Origin of the sequence: Cronobacter turicensis (assembly GCF_041222865.1) — a bacterium.
GTDB lineage: Bacteria > Pseudomonadota > Gammaproteobacteria > Enterobacterales > Enterobacteriaceae > Cronobacter > Cronobacter turicensis.
On record NZ_CP165997.1, the window covers coordinates 2,603,151 to 2,620,468 of the forward strand.

The 17,318-nt window shown below is 58.0% G+C and carries 15 protein-coding genes; 3 read left to right on the forward strand and 12 right to left on the reverse strand.

Features of this window, described 5'->3' with window-relative positions:
* Window positions 1-12: 12 nt before the first annotated feature.
* From fabD to yceD, 5 genes are all read right to left on the reverse strand, one after another.
* The gene (gene fabD / locus AB8W27_RS12450) at window positions 13-942 is read right to left on the reverse strand and encodes an ACP S-malonyltransferase (RefSeq protein ID WP_041923436.1); all 930 of its coding nucleotides are present in this window, start codon (window positions 940-942) and stop codon (window positions 13-15) included.
* 17 nt (window positions 943-959) lie between these two features.
* The gene (locus AB8W27_RS12455; protein ID WP_015740848.1) at window positions 960-1,913 is read right to left on the reverse strand and encodes a beta-ketoacyl-ACP synthase III; all 954 of its coding nucleotides are present in this window, start codon (window positions 1,911-1,913) and stop codon (window positions 960-962) included.
* Between the two features lie 6 nt (window positions 1,914-1,919).
* Window positions 1,920-2,954 (reverse strand): phosphate acyltransferase PlsX, encoded by a 1,035-nt coding sequence (gene plsX, locus AB8W27_RS12460; RefSeq protein WP_015740847.1) that lies wholly within the window; start codon window positions 2,952-2,954, stop codon window positions 1,920-1,922.
* A 72-nt stretch (window positions 2,955-3,026) separates the two neighbouring features.
* On the reverse strand, window positions 3,027-3,200 hold the full coding sequence (rpmF, locus tag AB8W27_RS12465) for a 50S ribosomal protein L32 (RefSeq protein WP_007374494.1): 174 nt from the start codon (window positions 3,198-3,200) through the stop codon (window positions 3,027-3,029).
* 51 nt (window positions 3,201-3,251) lie between these two features.
* A complete protein-coding gene (gene yceD, locus AB8W27_RS12470) occupies window positions 3,252-3,773 on the reverse strand; it encodes a 23S rRNA accumulation protein YceD (RefSeq protein WP_007769439.1) in 522 nt (173 codons plus the stop codon).
* A 140-nt stretch (window positions 3,774-3,913) separates the two neighbouring features.
* On the opposite strand from yceD, the gene AB8W27_RS12475 reads away from it, so the two are divergent.
* Window positions 3,914-4,501: a nucleoside triphosphate pyrophosphatase gene (locus AB8W27_RS12475; RefSeq protein ID WP_041923434.1), complete on the forward strand. Its 588-nt coding sequence runs from the start codon at window positions 3,914-3,916 to the stop codon at window positions 4,499-4,501.
* A 56-nt stretch (window positions 4,502-4,557) separates the two neighbouring features.
* Here the strand turns inward: AB8W27_RS12475 and AB8W27_RS12480 are convergent, their stop codons facing one another.
* On the reverse strand, window positions 4,558-5,274 hold the full coding sequence (locus AB8W27_RS12480; RefSeq protein WP_007769434.1) for a DUF3053 family protein: 717 nt from the start codon (window positions 5,272-5,274) through the stop codon (window positions 4,558-4,560).
* Between the two features lie 123 nt (window positions 5,275-5,397).
* Window positions 5,398-6,351 carry a 23S rRNA pseudouridine(955/2504/2580) synthase RluC gene (gene rluC / locus AB8W27_RS12485; RefSeq protein WP_041923433.1) on the reverse strand — a complete coding sequence of 318 codons (954 nt, stop codon included), beginning with the start codon at window positions 6,349-6,351 and terminating at the stop codon, window positions 5,398-5,400.
* A gap of 567 nt (window positions 6,352-6,918) precedes the next feature.
* On the opposite strand from rluC, the gene rne reads away from it, so the two are divergent.
* Window positions 6,919-10,107 carry a ribonuclease E gene (rne, locus tag AB8W27_RS12490; protein ID WP_015740843.1) on the forward strand — a complete coding sequence of 1,063 codons (3,189 nt, stop codon included), beginning with the start codon at window positions 6,919-6,921 and terminating at the stop codon, window positions 10,105-10,107.
* 57 nt (window positions 10,108-10,164) lie between these two features.
* Here rne and AB8W27_RS12495 read toward each other — a convergent pair whose 3' ends face one another.
* Window positions 10,165-11,103, reverse strand: a complete 939-nt coding sequence (locus AB8W27_RS12495; RefSeq protein ID WP_015740842.1) for a LysR family transcriptional regulator — start codon at window positions 11,101-11,103, stop codon at window positions 10,165-10,167.
* Window positions 11,104-11,217: 114 nt separating this feature from the next.
* Between AB8W27_RS12495 and AB8W27_RS12500 the strand changes: the two genes are divergently transcribed.
* Window positions 11,218-12,453 (forward strand): MFS transporter, encoded by a 1,236-nt coding sequence (locus tag AB8W27_RS12500; RefSeq protein WP_041923432.1) that lies wholly within the window; start codon window positions 11,218-11,220, stop codon window positions 12,451-12,453.
* 81 nt (window positions 12,454-12,534) lie between these two features.
* Here the strand turns inward: AB8W27_RS12500 and flgL are convergent, their stop codons facing one another.
* The 4 genes from flgL to AB8W27_RS12520 form a co-directional block, all read right to left on the reverse strand.
* On the reverse strand, window positions 12,535-13,497 hold the full coding sequence (gene flgL / locus AB8W27_RS12505) for a flagellar hook-associated protein FlgL (protein ID WP_015740840.1): 963 nt from the start codon (window positions 13,495-13,497) through the stop codon (window positions 12,535-12,537).
* Window positions 13,498-13,511: 14 nt separating this feature from the next.
* A complete protein-coding gene (gene flgK / locus AB8W27_RS12510; protein ID WP_041923431.1) occupies window positions 13,512-15,170 on the reverse strand; it encodes a flagellar hook-associated protein FlgK in 1,659 nt (552 codons plus the stop codon).
* Window positions 15,171-15,245: 75 nt separating this feature from the next.
* Entirely contained in the window at window positions 15,246-16,211 is a 966-nt protein-coding gene (gene flgJ / locus AB8W27_RS12515) for a flagellar assembly peptidoglycan hydrolase FlgJ (RefSeq protein ID WP_015740838.1), read from the reverse strand.
* Window positions 16,211-17,308: a flagellar basal body P-ring protein FlgI gene (locus tag AB8W27_RS12520; protein ID WP_015740837.1), complete on the reverse strand. Its 1,098-nt coding sequence runs from the start codon at window positions 17,306-17,308 to the stop codon at window positions 16,211-16,213. Before AB8W27_RS12520 ends, flgJ begins: the two co-directional genes overlap by 1 nt.
* Window positions 17,309-17,318 lie beyond the last annotated feature (10 nt).

Below are 17,318 nucleotides of genomic sequence, written 5' to 3' on the forward strand. Positions count from 1 at the left end.
GTTTTCCTCGTTTTATTGCGCAAGTGCCGCTGACAGGCTGGCGGGCTCGTTAATGGCCGCCGCCGTCAGGGTGTCAACAATACGTTTCGCCAGGCCCGTAAGGACTTTGCCCGGACCGACTTCATACAGCTGCGTGACGCCCTGCGCCGCGATAAATTCGACGCTCTTCGTCCACTGCACCGGGCTGTAAAGCTGGCGCACCAGCGCATCGCGGATAGCTTCCGGCGACGTTTCGCATTTCACGTCAACGTTATTCACAACCGGAATCTGCGGGGCGTTAAACGTAATTTTTTCAAGCTCAGCGGCCAGTTTCTCCGCTGCGGGTTTCATCAGCGCGCAGTGTGACGGCACGCTCACCGGCAGCGGCAGCGCACGTTTGGCGCCCGCGGCTTTACAGGCGGCGCCGGCACGCTCAACGGCGTCTTTATGACCGGCGATAACGACCTGGCCTGGCGAGTTGAAGTTAACCGGTGAAACTACCTGCCCTTCAGCGGCGTCCTGGCACGCTTTCGCGATAGCGTCGTCGTCCAGACCGATAATCGCAGCCATGGCGCCCGTGCCTTCCGGCACCGCTTCCTGCATGAATTTACCGCGCAGCTCAACCAGACGCACGGCGTCGGCGAAATCGATGACGCCCGCGCAGACCAGCGCGGAATATTCGCCAAGGCTATGACCGGCCATCAGCGCAGGCGCTTTACCGCCCTGCTCCTGCCATACGCGCCACAGCGCGACGGAGGCGGTCAGCAACGCAGGCTGCGTCTGCCAGGTTTTATTCAGCTCTTCCGCCGGGCCTTGTTGCACCAGCGCCCAGAGATCATAGCCCAGCGCCGCGGAGGCTTCGCGGAACGTCGCTTCAATAACGGGAAAATTTGCCGCCATGTCAGACAGCATTCCCACGGCCTGAGAACCCTGCCCCGGGAATACAAAAGCAAATTGCGTCATTTTTTTATCCTTCTCGATTAAAAACGAACCAGCGCGGAACCCCAGGTGAAGCCGCCGCCGAAGGCTTCCAGCAGCACCAGTTGGCCCCGCTGAATGCGTCCGTCACGTACCGCTTCATCCAGCGCGCATGGCACGGAAGCCGCAGAGGTGTTGCCGTGTCGGTCGAGGGTGACGACGACATTGTCCATCGACATACCGAGTTTTTTCGCGGTGGCGCTGATAATGCGCAGGTTCGCCTGATGCGGCACCAGCCAGTCGAGATCGGCGCGATCCAGCTGATTCGCTTCCAGGGTCTCGTCAACAATATGCGCCAGTTCCGTTACCGCGACTTTAAAGACTTCGTTCCCGGCCATGGTCAGGAAGGTCGGGCTGTCCGGGTTCACGCGATCCTGGTTTGGCAGAGTCAGAAGTTCGCCGTAGCTGCCGTCAGCGTGCAGATGCGTAGACAGAATGCCTGGCTCTTCGCTGGCGCCCAGTACGGCCGCGCCTGCGCCATCGCCGAACAGAATGATCGTACCGCGATCCTCAGGATCGAGCGTGCGCGCCAGCACGTCGGAGCCGATCACCAGCGCATTTTTCACCGCGCCGGATTTCACGTATTGATCGGCAATGCTTAACGCATAGGTAAAACCAGCACAGGCGGCGGCGACGTCAAACGCCGGGCAGCCTTTGATGCCAAGCATACCCTGCACCTGACAAGCGGCGCTCGGGAAAGCGTGCGTGGCGGAAGTAGTGGCGACGATAATCAGGCCAATCTGTTCTTTGTCAATACCGGCCATCTCAATGGCGCGCAGTGCCGCTTCGTAGCCCATGGTGGCGACCGTTTCGCCGGGCGCCGCAATGCGACGCTCGCGGATACCGGTGCGAGTGACAATCCACTCGTCAGAGGTTTCCACCATTTTTTCAAGATCGGCGTTAGTCCGCACTTGTTCAGGCAGATAGCTGCCTGTACCAATAATCTTCGTATACATGTACGCTCAGTCACTCTTGGGTAATACAGATTCCAGGCGAGCGGCAATCCGCTGAGGGACTTGTCGCTGCACCGCCTGCACTGCCTGTTCAATCGCGACCGCAAAAGCTCGCTGATTGGCTGCACCGTGGCTCTTGATCACCGTGCCGCGCAATCCTAACAGACAGGCGCCATTATACTGGTCGGGGTTGAGGTGACTGAATCGCCTTGAGAGGCTTTTTTGTAACCAACGCTTTAGTAAAAGCCACCACCACGACCGTTTTTTACCTTCGCCCTGCGATTTGAGCAGCGAAAGGAACATCCTGACAACACCTTCCATCGTTTTTAACGTGACGTTACCGACAAAACCGTCGCATACCAGCACATCGGTTTTGCCGGTCAGTAATTCGTTGGCTTCGAGATAGCCGATGTAGTTCAACGATGGTACAGTTTTTAATAGCGCCGCTGCATCGCGGATGCTATCAAGCCCCTTTGTTTCTTCTTCGCCGATATTGAGAAGCGCGACGCGCGGATTCTCGATACCGAGTACTTCTTCCGCCATCACTGAGCCCATAATCGCAAACTGCGCGAGCATCGTGCTGTCGCAATCCACGTTGGCGCCTAAATCCAGCACCACCGTTTTACCTTTCTGCTGATGCGGCAGCACCGTCACCAGCGCAGGCCGCTCAATACCTTCGACAGGTTTAAGCAGCAGTTTAGCAAGCCCCATCAGCGCGCCGGTATTACCGGCGCTGATGCAGGCCTGCGCGCGCCCTTCTTTCACCAGCTCCAGCGCGATACGCATAGAGCTGCCGCGGCTGTTGCGCACAGCCTGGGAAGGACGGACATCACTGGCAATAACCGACTCTGCCGCAATAATCTGCAACCGCGAACGTTGTTCAAAATCAGCTCTGGCAAGTAATGGCGTGATGGCGTCGGGATCGCCGACTAAAAGAAGATGCAAATGTGGATCAGAATTCAGTGCCTGCAATGCTGCAGGCACTGTCACGGCAGGACCAAAGTCCCCGCCCATGACATCTAACGCCAGGGTTAGAGGTGTCAAGATATCGCCAGGTTACGGTTATCCCCGCCAGAGCGGGGAAAGCGCACTAAGCTCAACCACGCTTGCGCGTGATTACTTAGTGATAACCTTGCGACCGCGGTAGAAACCGTCGGCGGTGATGTGGTGACGCAGATGGGTTTCACCAGAGGTTTTGTCTACAGACAGGCTGGTGACAGCGGTCAGCGCGTCATGAGAACGACGCATACCGCGCTTGGAACGAGTGGGTTTATTCTGTTGTACGGCCATGGACCTTACTCCTCAATTACGGCTTATTCCTGCTCGCGCGGGAAACGCCAATTACTTACGCTTTAAACTGGCTAACACGGCAAATGGATTTGGTTTCTGTGCCTCTTCAGGCAGTTCACCAAAGACCATGTCCGCCTCGGACACTTCACAGTGTTCAGAATCATGCACCGGAACTACAGGCAGGGCGAGGATGAGTTCATCTTCAACCGTTGCCAGCAGGTCGATTTCGCCGAATTCATTAACTTCAATCGGCTCATACGCTTCCGGGAGTGCTTCCGCCTGATCGTCGTTAGAGATCGGGCTGAAACAATACGTTGTGTGGACGTGATGGCTAAACGGCTGACCGCAACGCTGACACGCGAGCGTTACCGTAACCGTTGCATCGCCTTTTAATACGGCGAGACGCTGGTTATCGATAGCGAACGACATGGAGCATTCGACATCGCTGTCCACACTGACCACAGATTCGGCGATACGCTCTACCTGTTCAGGAGTATAGATACCCTGGTAATCAAGGCGTTTTTGAGCCGTACGAACCGGATCAAGAGTCAGGGGTAATTTTACCTTTTGCATAGGGCGCGCATATTAACTTTGTAACGTCATAGAGTCAAAGAAAAAGGCGGGTTTGAAACACCTTTTACCATTTATTCGCACACATTGCGGCCGACAGTTTAAAATAGCGCTCATCGATTCGCTATCTTTCACTGAAAAATATGACCTCAATCGTGCTTGCTTCCACGTCGCCGTTTCGCCGTAGCCTGTTAGAGAAGCTCGGTTTACCGTTTGAAACCGCAGCCCCTGAGACCGACGAAACCCCATACGCGGATGAAACCGCACCACAATTAGTATTAAGGCTGGCTTTGCAAAAAGCGCAAGCGCTACGGGAGAAATATCCCCGGCATTTGATTATTGGCAGCGATCAGGTTTGCGTGCTGAATAATACCATTACCGGCAAACCGCACACCGTTGAAAATGCGGTTAAGCAATTGCAACAGGCCAGCGGCAATGTTGTTACCTTTTATACAGGGCTGGCGCTGTATAATAGCGCAACCGGCGCGCATCAGGCCGACTGCGAGCCATTCCACGTGCATTTTCGCACGTTAAGCGACCGCGAAATTGAAAACTATCTGCATCGTGAAGAACCCTGGCAATGCGCGGGCAGCTTTAAAAGCGAAGGGCTTGGCATCACGCTGTTTGACCGCCTTGACGGGCGCGACCCTAACACGCTGATTGGCCTGCCGCTGATTCGCCTTTGTGAAATGCTAAGAAGAGAAGGCGTCGATCCCCTCGCCCATCGCTGAACCCTGAAAGCAAAAAGCCCTGCAGTGCAGGGCTTTTTTAGGGTGCGGAGCGAGGCTTACTGCATGCCAGCCAGCTGACGCGCGACGGCCAGCAGTTCCTGCTGCTTCTCGCGCATCGCGCTCAGTTTTTCGTTAAACAGATCCAGCTGTTTCTGGTCGGTAAACTGCGCCATCGAGCCGACGTACTGCACTTTATTACCGAGACTGTTCAGGTAGTTGCCGATATCCAGCGCCTGACCAAGAATGGCGTCGGTCAGAGACAGGGTCTGGGTCAGCAGCGCGTTAGGACGCACAACCGTTTTCTGATAAGCCTGGTCGAAAACCGCTTTCAGATCGTCCGGCTGTTTCAGTTTGGAGTAACGGTCTTCCACGCTCTTCATGGTATCAGCGCGTTTCGACTCGATATTCCCTACTTCCTTGCGAGATTTTTCGATAGTGTCGCGTTTTTCAACCATATCTTTCGCGCTGGTCACGCTGCGCATCTGGCGCATCGCCTGATCGTTGCCGGAAAACGCCGTGGTCATTTCGCTGGAGTAATCGCTAAGAATGGCATAATCGTCAGCGTACTTGCCGAAGCTCTCTTTTTCCTGCGCGGTCAGCGTCGGGACGGACAGTTTCTCGGAAGGCAGAATGCGAGTCTGGAGGAACTGGATAAACGCTTTGCGCTGCTCCGGTTCTTTATTGTTATCACAAGCGGCGAGCTGCCATACCATACCTGTCATAAACAGGGTAAAGAAAACACGTTTCCATGTCCGGGATTGTAACCAGGCCATTTTCATCTCCATGCGGTTGTAATTGTATAAAAAAACACCCGGCCGAAGCCGGGTGTTTAGTATAGTGTATTTCATACCGCAGCGCGGGAAGGGAGTCCGAGAACTACCACAATCGGGAGGCTGTCAGCCGCCTGCGCGCAACACTTTCAGACAATGCTTAAGTTCTTCGTCCATCGGCGCTTCAACACGCATCGTTTCGCCGGTGCCAGGATGCTCAAAACGCAGCGCCGCCGCATGCAGGAACAGACGGTTCAGCCCGGTGGACGCCAGTTGCGCATCAAATGTGCGATCGCCATAGCGATCGTCGAACGCAATCGGGTGGCCGGCAAACTGTGTATGTACGCGGATCTGATGCGTGCGCCCGGTCACGGGGCTACAGCGTACCAGCGTCGCACTGGCGAAGCGCTCTTCTACTTTGAAACGCGTCTCTGAAGGTTTGCCCTCCTGATTGACGCGCACGATGCGCTCGCCGCTTTGCAGAATATTCTTCAGAAGCGGCGCCTGTACGGTTTTCACGTGCGACTGCCACTGTCCACGCACCAGCGCCAGATAATCTTTCTGCATCCCCTTATCGCGCAGCTGTTCGTGCAGCGAACGCAACGCAGAGCGTTTTTTCGCGACCAGCAGCACGCCGGAGGTATCGCGGTCGAGACGATGCACCAGTTCAAGGAAACGCGCTTCCGGGCGCAGCGCGCGCAGCCCTTCGATCACGCCGAAGCTCAGCCCGCTGCCGCCGTGCACGGCGGTGCCGGACGGTTTATTCAGCACCAGAATATGGTCATCTTCATAAAGGATAACGTCGCTTAACGCCGCCACCTTTTGTAAATGTGGAGAAACCGCTTCTTCCTCGCGTTCGGCCACGCGAACCGGCGGAATGCGCACCTCATCGCCCGCCTCAAGCTTATATTCCGGCTTGATGCGTTTTTTGTTCACGCGTACTTCGCCCTTGCGCAGGATGCGGTAAATGAGGCTTTTCGGCACGCCTTTGAGCTGGGTGCGCAAAAAATTATCGATACGTTGCCCGGCCTGATCGGCGGAGATGGCAACGATTTTTACGGATGGAGTCTCTGTTTTCATGGTGCGCGATTCTAAATACCGGATGACCGTAGCGCCACACATTTTTATATGCTTATATTTAGTAACTCATCGATTCACACAGCTAATGAGTTCGTTTTGTCATCGCTTCGGCGGAGCAGACGAACAAGAAGTTAAAAAACTGTGAGTAAGTCGGTGATAAAGGGCAAAAGTCAGCTTGCTATATCAAGCTTAGCAATGGAATAATGCGACTGTTTTCCGTGTTGAGACTTGTTTAGACAAGGAATTTTGCGGAATTACCAGTTTTGCCTGACAGTCCTTCCACGCGGCAATGGCGTAAGACGTGTTGAACTTTCAGGCAGTTAGCGGGCTGCGGGTTGCAGCCTGGCCGGTAAAGGGAAGCTTCCGGAGAAACAATCCCGGTCATTCCTCTGATAATTGCGCTGTATTTCCACCTGAAATACAGGCTACCGACACTCTGCGCCTCTTAAGCGTTCGACAACCGGGAGGTTGGCGGCGCGAACAGTCACGAGGCCATCGGTTCACTCCCGGTCAGCGTCACCATGCCCGCAGCTTTGTCGTCAATGTAAGAATAACGAGTAAGTTACGATGAAAAGAATGCTAATCAACGCAACTCAGCAGGAAGAGTTGCGCGTCGCCCTCGTGGATGGGCAACGTCTGTACGACCTGGATATCGAAAGTCCTGGACACGAGCAGAAAAAAGCGAACATCTACAAAGGCAAGATCACCCGCATTGAACCCAGTCTCGAAGCCGCATTTGTTGATTATGGCGCCGAAAGACACGGTTTCCTCCCTTTAAAAGAAATCGCCCGCGAATACTTCCCCGCCAGCTACGCCTCTCATGGTCGTCCGAATATTAAAGATGTCCTGCGCGAAGGCCAGGAAGTCATCGTTCAGATAGACAAAGAAGAGCGTGGCAACAAAGGCGCAGCGCTGACGACGTTTATCAGCCTCGCGGGCAGCTACCTTGTGCTGATGCCGAACAACCCGCGCGCGGGCGGCATCTCTCGCCGCATCGAAGGCGACGATCGCACCGAGCTTAAAGAAGCGCTTTCAAGCCTGGAACTGCCGGATGGCATGGGGCTTATCGTGCGCACCGCGGGCGTCGGCAAATCCGCCGAAGCGTTGCAGTGGGATTTAAGCTTCCGCCTCAAGCACTGGGAAGCCATTCAAAAAGCCGCTGAAAACCGTCCGGCGCCGTTCCTTATCCATCAGGAAAGTAACGTTATCGTACGCGCGTTCCGCGACTATCTGCGCCAGGACATCGGCGAAATCCTGATTGATAACCCGAAAGTGCTTGAGCTGGCCCGCCAGCACATCGCCGCGCTGGGTCGTCCGGATTTCAGCAGCAAAATTAAGCTCTACACCGGTGAAATTCCGCTGTTCAGCCACTACCAGATCGAATCTCAGATTGAGTCCGCTTTCCAGCGTGAAGTGCGCCTGCCGTCCGGCGGCTCAATTGTTATCGACACCACGGAGGCGCTGACCGCCATCGACATCAACTCCGCCCGCGCTACCCGCGGCGGCGATATCGAAGAGACGGCGTTCAACACCAACCTCGAAGCGGCGGATGAAATCGCCCGCCAGCTGCGTCTTCGCGATTTAGGCGGTCTTATCGTTATCGACTTCATCGATATGACCCCGGTACGTCACCAGCGCGCGGTTGAAAACCGTCTGCGCGAAGCGGTGCGTCAGGATCGCGCCCGCATCCAGATTAGCCATATTTCCCGCTTCGGTCTGCTGGAGATGTCCCGCCAGCGCCTGAGCCCATCGCTTGGCGAGTCCAGCCATCACGTCTGCCCGCGCTGTAGCGGCACCGGCACCGTTCGCGATAACGAATCCCTGTCGCTCTCCATTCTGCGTCTGATTGAAGAAGAAGCGCTGAAAGAGAACACCCAGGAAGTTCACGCTATCGTTCCGGTACCTATCGCCTCCTACCTGCTGAACGAGAAGCGTGAAGCGATTACCGCTATCGAAACGCGCCAGGGCGGCGTGCGCTGTGTGATCGTGCCAAACGATCAGATGGAAACCCCGCACTACTCCGTCCTGCGCGTGCGCAAAGGCGAAGAGACGCACACCCTGAGCTACATGCTGCCGAAGCTGCATGAAGAAGCGATGGCGCTGCCGTCAGAAGAAGAATACGCCGAGCGTAAACGTCCTGAGCAGCCGGCTCTCGCCACCTTCGTGATGCCGGATGTCCCGCCGATGCCGCAGGAAACCAGCGCGCCAGCAGCCGAACCTGCTGCGCCGAAAGCGCCGGTGAAAGCCGCAGAGCCTGCGAAAGAAGGTTTCCTGAGCCGCGCCATCAGCGCGCTGAAGAGCCTGTTCGCCAGCGAGCCTCAGGCGCAGCCTGTCGCGAGCGAGCCGGAACCGCAGCCTGCGAAAAATCGTGAAGATAAGCCGCAGGATCGCCGCAACGGCCGTCGTCAGAACAACCGTCGCGACCGCAACGAGCGTGGCGAACGCAGCGAACGCGGTGAGCGTCCGTCCCGTGAGAATCGCGATAACCGCGATAACCGTGACAACAGCGAAGCGCGCGAAGAAAACCGCCGTAACCGCCGCGAGAAACAGCAGCAGAACGCCGAAACGCGTGAAGTGCGCGCGCCGGTTGCTGAAGAGGTCGCGGAAAAACCGAAATCCCGTGACGATCAGCAGCAGTCCCCTCGCCGCGATCGCAACCGTCGTCGCTCTGAAGAGAAACGTCAGGCACAGCAGGAAGTCAATGTCCTGAACCGTGATGACGCCGTGGAAGAGACCGAACAGGAAGATCGCGTTGTTCAGGTGATGCCGCGCCGTAAACCGCGCCAGCTGAGCCAGAAAGTGCGTATCGAATCCGCCGCTGAAGCGGCGGCCGTCGGCAACACCGACGCGCCGGTTGCTGAAACGCGTGAAGAAGCCGCGCCGCTGGCGTTGCCTGCAAATGTGGAAACACCTGCCGCTGCGGAAGACAACAACCAGACGGGCAGCGAAAACGCCGGTATGCCGCGTCGTTCTCGTCGCTCTCCGCGTCACCTGCGCGTCAGCGGCCAGCGCCGTCGCCGCTACCGTGACGAGCGTTACCCGACCCAGTCGCCGATGCCGCTGACCGTAGCGTGCGCGTCGCCGGAAATGGCGTCCGGTAAAGTCTGGATCCGCTACCCGCTGCCGCGTGTACAGGAGCAGGAAGAGCAGCAACTGGAGCAGAACACCGCGCCGGTCGCTGAAACCCAGACGACTGAAGCACCGGTTGCGCCGGTAACCGACGCGGTTGTGGTCGAGCCGTCTGCCGTTGAGAGCGCGCCGCAGGAGACCGTGGTGGAAACCACCTATCCTGAAGCTATCTCCACGCCGGTTGACGCTCAGCCGCAGATTATCGAGCCGCAGGATGAAGCTGTCGCGCAACAGGTTGCTCAGAACGCCGTTGCGGCTGACGCGCCGGTTGCCGAAGACGCACCGCGCGAAGAAGCCGCTGCGGTGATGGCGGAAAGCGCGCCTGAAGAGGCACCTCAGCCGGAAGCGATCGCTGATGAGCCGGTGAAAACTCCGGAAGCAGCCCCGGTCGTTGCGCCGAACGCGCAGGAAACCGAAGTGAAAGCGCCGGTCGTGGCTGTCGCTTCTGCAAGCGTCGCCTCTGCGCCGATGACCCGCGCACCGGCGCCGGACTACGTGCCGGAGCCGCCGCGTCACAGCGACTGGGTTCGCCCGACGTTCGATTTCAGCGGTAAAGGTTCAGCGGGCGGCCACAGCGCTACCCACCAGGCCTCTGCCCCTGCGACGCGTCCTCAGCCGGTGGAGTAACCCTCCCCGCACAAAAAAAGCCGGTCTCTGACCGGCTTTTTTATTGCCTGTTTTCCGCTAGCTTTTCACCGCTGTCACCTGCCGCATCCCCGCAAGTTCAGGCATCACCGTTTTCATCAGCTCCAGGAAACGACGCAACCGCGCCGGATAATAACGCGCCCAGGGATAGAGCAGATAAACCGGCAACGCGGGCGCCTGCCACTGCGGCAACAGCTGTACCAGACGCCCCTCGCGCAGATCGTCCTCCACCACCCATGCGGAAACCATCCCGGCGCCAAGGCCGTTGAGAATCGCCCGGCGTATCGCGTACAGGCTGTCGGAGCTCAGACGCGGCATTACCGTGAAGGCCTGACGATCACCGCGCTGCACATGATGCAGCGTTACTTCGCGTCGATAAAACGTACTGAGCGCCACCCACGGCAGCGCGGCGAGATCGTCAATCTCCTTCACGGGCGCATGACGTTCCAGCAATGCAGGCGAAGCCACCACAATGCGCGGCACCTCGGCGAGCTGTACGGCAATGACAGACGGGTCGATGTCCGGGCCGACATGCAGCGCGCAGTCAATATTCTCGCCGATGAAATCCGGCGACTTGTCGTTAAGCATCCAGTCCACGCACAGGCCGGGGTAGCGGTTTAAAAAAGCGGTGAGCGGCTCAATAAGCTGATCCTGACCGAACGCGTGGGGCGCGCGTACGCGCAATACGCCAACCGGTTCCCCTTCGGCGTTTTTAATCTCATCCTCCAGCGCCTGCCAGCTCGCCAGTACGCTGCGGGCGTGCTGATAGCAGCGCTCGCCGTCATCGGTGAGTTTCATGGCATGCGTGGTACGCAGCAGGAGTCTCGCCCCCAGCAGATCCTCCAGCGATTTCAGGCGGCGGCTGACGGTCGCCTGCGTGGTATTCATCTGCTGCGCGGCGGCGGAGAGCGAACCGCTCTCAATGATTCGCACAAACGTATGCATCAATTCCACACGATCTATACGCTCAATACCCATCTGTTTTCATCTTGTCATACGTTACACGTATAACCGTTTTATCATGTCGGCCTCTACCGCGCCAGCCGCCGCGGTCGGAGAATCCCCCTACTGACTACTCACGAGGGTTTCACCATGAATAACCATAACGATACCGCACGCTCCGCCCCTGGGCTCTCCCGGTTGTTGATACTGATTCTGGCCATGGCGACGGGCCTGAGCGTCGCCTCCATTTATTATGCGCAGCCTATCCTGCCGCTTATCGGCAGCGATTTGCATCTGAGTGTGGACGGCATGGGACTTATCCCGACGCTGACCCAGGCAGGTTACGCGCTCGGCATTCTGTTTCTGCTGCCGCTTGGCGACCGCCACGACCGCCGCACGCTGATTCTGGTGAAATGCCTGGCGCTGGCCGTGATGCTGGCGCTCTACAGCCTGAGCGGCGGGCTGCACAGCCTGCTGGTGTTAAGCCTGCTGGTGGGGATGATGGCGACGATGGCGCAGGATATCGTGCCTGCCGCCGCAATCCTCTCGCCCGCAGGTCGGCAGGGTAAAATTGTCGGCACCGTGATGACCGGTCTGCTGCTCGGTATTCTGCTCTCCCGCTCGGTGAGCGGCGTCATCAGCGCCGCCTTCGGCTGGCGAGTCATGTATCAGCTTGCCGCCGCCAGCATCGCGCTCACCGGGCTGGTGCTGTGGCGTGTGCTGCCACGTTTTGAAACCCACGCGACGCTGAGCTATCCGGCCCTGCTGCACTCCATGGGCGGCCTGTGGAAACGCTACCCGACACTGCGCGGCGCGGCGCTGGCGCAAGGGTTTCTGTCGATAGGTTTCAGCGCGTTCTGGTCGATGCTTGCCGTGATGCTGGCGGCAGAGTTTCACATGGGTAGCGCGGTTGCGGGCGCTTTTGGTCTGGCAGGCGCCGCCGGCGCGCTGGCCGCCCCGCTCTCCGGCGCGCTCTCGGATCGCTTTGGCCCGGCGCGTGTGACGCAGCTCGGCAGTCTGCTGGTGATGGTCTCGTTTGCCGCCATGTTTGCGCTGCCCCTGTTGTCGCCTGCCATGCAGTTATTACTTATTGCCATCGCGGCGGTCGGTTTTGATTTAGGGCTACAGTCGTCGCTGGTGGCGCACCAGACGCTGGTCTATAGCCTGGAGCCGAAAGCGCGCGGTCGTCTGAATGCCCTGCTTTTTACCGGCGTGTTTATTGGCATGGCGCTGGGCTCGCTGCTCGGCAGTAAAGCCTGGGCCCTTGGCGGATGGCCTGCGGTGGTGGCGCTGGCGACGCTTGCAAGCGGCGTGGCGCTGGTGATTCGCCTGACGCAGAAAATGCGCCCGACAGGCTTCGCGGCAGAACAGCCCGCGCAACGGTAGGCAAAAAAAAGCCCGCCTCAGTATCGTGAGGCGGGCACATCAAGCATGCCCAGTTTCATGACATGCTTCAAATCGACAACGTTACTTATTCAGCTGGAACAGCGACATACCTTGCATATCGCTAAACGCTTTGTAAGAAGCCTGAAGCGCCGCCTGCTGCATCACGTAGGAAGAGATGGCCGAGTTCCAGTCCACATCCACCAGGTTACTCATCTGCGCCGTCTGGCCCAGAGTACGCTCAGCGCCCAGCTGATCCAGGTTTTCCAGCTCTTTGTGCTGGGTACCGACTTCCGCCAGCACCGTCCCGACGTTATCCAGCGAGTTGCTCAGACCACGTGAGGTTTTAGTGATAGCGTCCAGCAGGCCCTGCTGGGTCGTCTCATCCGCGCCTTCCATCGGCGTTTTCAGCGCAGCGATAGCGGAGTCGAGCATTTTGAACAGGTTGGTTTCGCTCGGCGAACCATCCGGCTCAGGCTTGGCATTGCTGGTGATGCTGTCAAACACCAGGTTACCGGTGTGGCCGATAACCATCGTACGCGCGGAATCCACCTGCTGCGTGATGTTTTCCGTACCGCCGTTATAGGTGACGTTGCCAGGCGTGCCGGAAAACGGCGCCGCATCGGTTTTATAGCCTGCAAAAATGTAGCGGCCATTACCGTCGGTGCTGTTCGCCAGGTTTAGCAGCTGATCGCGCATCCCCTGAAGGTCGGTTGCAACCGAGGCGCGGTCGGTATCGCTCAGCGTGCCGTTGTTCGCGTAAACAATTTTCTCCTGCGCGGAGGTAATCACGCTCGTCACCTGAGACAGTACGCTCGACTCCAGCGACACTTTCTGGGTCGCGAAGGTACGCGCCTGAGTGTACTGTTCGTTCTGCGCCTGCGCCTGAGAAAGCACCACAGCCTGAGCGGCGGCGATCGGATCGTCAGATGGACGGTTCACACGTTTGCCGGTGGACATCTGCTCACCGTATTTCAGCCAGGTACTCTGCGAGTCGGTAATGCCCCGCATGTTCTGCTGATACATCATTTGAGTACTAATACGCATCGTTCGGTTCCCTGTTAGCGAATCTGGAGAAGCGCGTCAAACAGTGCGGACGCGGTTTGCAGTACCTGCGCGTTCGCCAGGTAGTACTGCTGGAAGCGTTGCAGGTTGCCGTATTCTTCATCCAGGTTAACCCCGGAAATGGACTGCTGCTGGTTAGTCAGCTGCGTGACCACGTTAGTCTGGGTGGTGCTGGAGCTTTTCAGCGTGTTGGTTTTGTTACCCACTTCACTGATAAAAGCCGCGTAAGCATCGTTAAACGTTTTGCTGCCGCCGACGACTTTGCTGTTTTGCAGATCCAGCAGCGCTTTACCGTTACGGTTGTCGCTCTCGCCGGAGGTCGCATCCGACGCCATCGCGATTTCAGACTCGTCGTGAACGGCCACGTCCATGCTGATAATGACGTCGTTCACCGGCTTCACGATAAAGGTATCTTTGTTCGCTGCCGCACCCGTAATGCCAATCTTCAGGCCGTCAAACTCCAGCGCGGTCACGTTGCCGGAACCATCAGTGGTCGGCGTGGCGTTCACAGTGACGTTGTCAGACAGGCGCGTCACTTTCCAGTTCGTGCCGTCGTAAGCCATCTGGTAGTTGCTGGCTTTCACCGCAGAGCTATCGGTGATGGTCGCCGTCAGCGAAGCAGAGCCTGTGTTGCGCGCGTTGCTCATAGCCGCAGGCGAGCCCAGCGTGAAGAAAGCTTTACCGGCGTCGCCGTTGGCGTCAAAGCCTGCTTCGTGCTGTTTGTTGAATGCATCGCCGAAAGCGAGCGCAATCTGGCCCAGGTTATTGCGTGCCTGGTCTAAATCTTCGCTACGGAAGGCGAACAGGCCACCCAGTGAACCGCTGGTAACCAGTTTCTCCGGGATCTCAATGTTACCGGCGGTCTTGTCGACAAAAGCAATCGTGGTGCGGGCCGGATCGGCGCTGGACGGCACGGCGGCGATCTGGCTCGCCCTGCTGCCCTGCACCAGGTTATAGCCGTTCGCCATCGTGACGTTAAAGGTGTTGCCGTCCTGTACGGAGACATCCACGCCGACGATTTTATTCAGTTCGCTCACCAGCTGATCGCGCTGATCCAGCAGATCGTTCGGCGATGCGCCAGCGCCCATGCCGGTCAGGCGGGTGATCTGTTCGTTCAGCGAGGCAATCTGGGTCGCGAAGTTGTTGATCTGCTGGACGCTGGCGGTAACGGCCGTATTGACCTGTTTATCCTGGTCGCGCAGATACTGATCCACCACTTTAAACTGGTTCACCAGACCGTCTGCTTTACCGAGCAGGGTCTGACGCGCGGCCGGATCTTCGGCGTTGCTGGCCAGCGTTTGCAGGCTTTTGAAGAAATCCTGCATCGTGGTGGAGATGTTATTGGTGGTGCCAGAGACCATATCGTCGATTTTCGACATCTGCTCATAGCGGGTAGTTAACCCACTGCTCTGGTTTTGCGCGGCGTTCAGCTGATTGGTGATGAACGCATCATATTCACGCTGAATACCTGAAACAAACACGCCGTTGCCGACCCAGCCGCCCTGCGTCATGGTGCTGTTAGACTGCCCCAGAATAGTGGTCTGGCGGGTATAGCCTGCGACGTTATAGTTTGAAATGTTGTTGCTCACCGTGCTCAGTGCGGTTTGCGCCGCACTCAGGCCACTCATGGCGCTGTTAATTAAGCTACTGGACATGGAGGTTCCTTTTGAACATTCATATGCGGGTCCTGACGATATTTATCGGCAGCGCTTAAGAGAACTTGAGCGGTTTCAGAACAGCGTTGAGATATCCTGGCTGTACGCTTTGCTCACTTTTTCACCCACCGATTTCATCTGCTGAATCATGCTGGTCAGCTTGCGTGCGTAGTTCGGATCGGTGGCGTAACCGGCGTTCTGCAAGGCTTTCGCCCCCTCTTCCGCCGAGGCGGCTGTGGTGACCGCCGCATAGCGCGGGTTGCGCGTCAGCATGCCTACGTAGTCCGACAGCGCCTCAAGGTAGGAGCCGTAAACGCGGAACTTCGCTTTGACCTTTTTCGCTTCGCCGTTTTCATATTCGGTGGTGGTGATCTCGGTCACCGGCCCTTTCCAGGAAGAAGTCGCCTTAACGCCGAAGATGTTAAAGCTCGGCTCGCCGTTCTCTTTGCGGATCTGGCGCTGGCCCCAGCCCGATTCCAGCGCGGCCTGCGCCAGAATCAGGTGGTGCGGCACGCCGCTCTGCTCGCTCGCAAGCTTCGCAGGCAGCGAAAGCTGCGCCAGGAAGTCTTTGCTATCGCCGGAAAGCGGTTCTTCGTTTGACGGCGCTTTCGGCATGGCCTGGCGCACAATCTGCGTAATCGCCTGGTTGCGGTAGCTGTTCATGGTGTCGATATCAAACTTCATCGGCACCTGAGCCGCGGTATCCGCGGCGTCGGCAGGCTGCTCTGCGGCAGCCTGCTCGCCGCCCATCTGTTTCACCATCATGTCCGCGAGGCCTAAGCCTTTGCCCGCTGTCATCTGCTGGGCGATTTGCTGATCGTACATGCTGGTGTAAAGCCGGGTCTGATCGCTACTGAACAGCCCATCCTTGGGCAGCGCTTCGCGCATGCTTTTCAGCATCATTTGCACGAACATCCCTTCCATCTGACGGGCAACCGATTTCAGGTTGCCGTTCGGATCCTTTGCGACCTTAGTTTTCAGGTCATTAAGCGATTGCGCGTCAAAGGCGGCGCTGGACAGTAATTTGCTATCAGTCAGCATCAGATGATTTCCAGTTTTGCGCGCAGACACCCCGCGCTTTGCATGGATTGCAGAATCGACATCAGATCCATCGGCGTAGCGCCCAGCGCGTTAAGCGCGCGCACCACGCTGTTCAGGTTGGCGCTGGAGGTCACGCGCTGCAGCGCGCCGCCGCTCTGGCGCATATCGATCTGCGTCTGCGGCGTCACGACAGTCTGGCCGCCGCCAAACGGCGTATTCGGCTGGCTGACGTTGGCCTGCTGGTTGACCGTCACAGAGAGGTTGCCCTGCGCGACCGCGCAGCTGTCCAGCGACACTTCGCGGTTCATCACGACCGAGCCGGTGCGCGAGTTAATAATGACTTTGGCGTCCTGTACCGCGACATTCACTTCGAGGTTCTGGATACCCGCCAGCAGCTGTACCTGAGAGCTGCCGCCGCTCGGCGCGCGCACCTGAACGGTACGGGCGTCCAGCGGGACCGCGGAGCCATAACCGCGCGCGCGGTTGATGGTGTCGGAGATCTGCTGCGCCAGCGTGAAGTCATCATTATTCAGCTGCAGGTTAATGGTGTTGCCGTTGCCGAACTGGGTCGGCAGTTCACGCTCAATCACCGCGCCGTTGGTAATACGCCCGCCGTTAAGCTGGTTCACCTGCACGCTGCTGCCGCCTGCGGAAGCGCCCGCGCCGCCGATCAGAATGTTGCCCTGCGCCAGTGCGTAAACCTGGTTATCGACGCCTTTCAGCGGCGTCATCAGCAGCGTACCGCCGCGCAGGCTTTTGGCGTTACCCATAGAGGAGACCACCACATCAATGGCCTGCCCCTGGCGCGCGAACGCCGGGTAAGAGGCGGTAACCATTACCGCCGCCACGTTTTTCAGCTGCATGTTGGTGCCCGCCGGAACGGTGATCCCCAGCTGAGAGAGCATGTTGTTCAGGCTCTGGGTGGTAAACGGCGTCTGGGTCGTCTGGTCGCCAGTACCGTCAAGGCCCACCACAAGGCCATAGCCGATCAGGGAGTTTTCACGTACGCCCTGTACGGTGGTTAAGTCACGAATGCGGTCAGCTTGCGCGAACGTCGCGACGAGCAGCAGCAGGAGTCCTGGGAGCGATTTAAACATTTTTCACCTC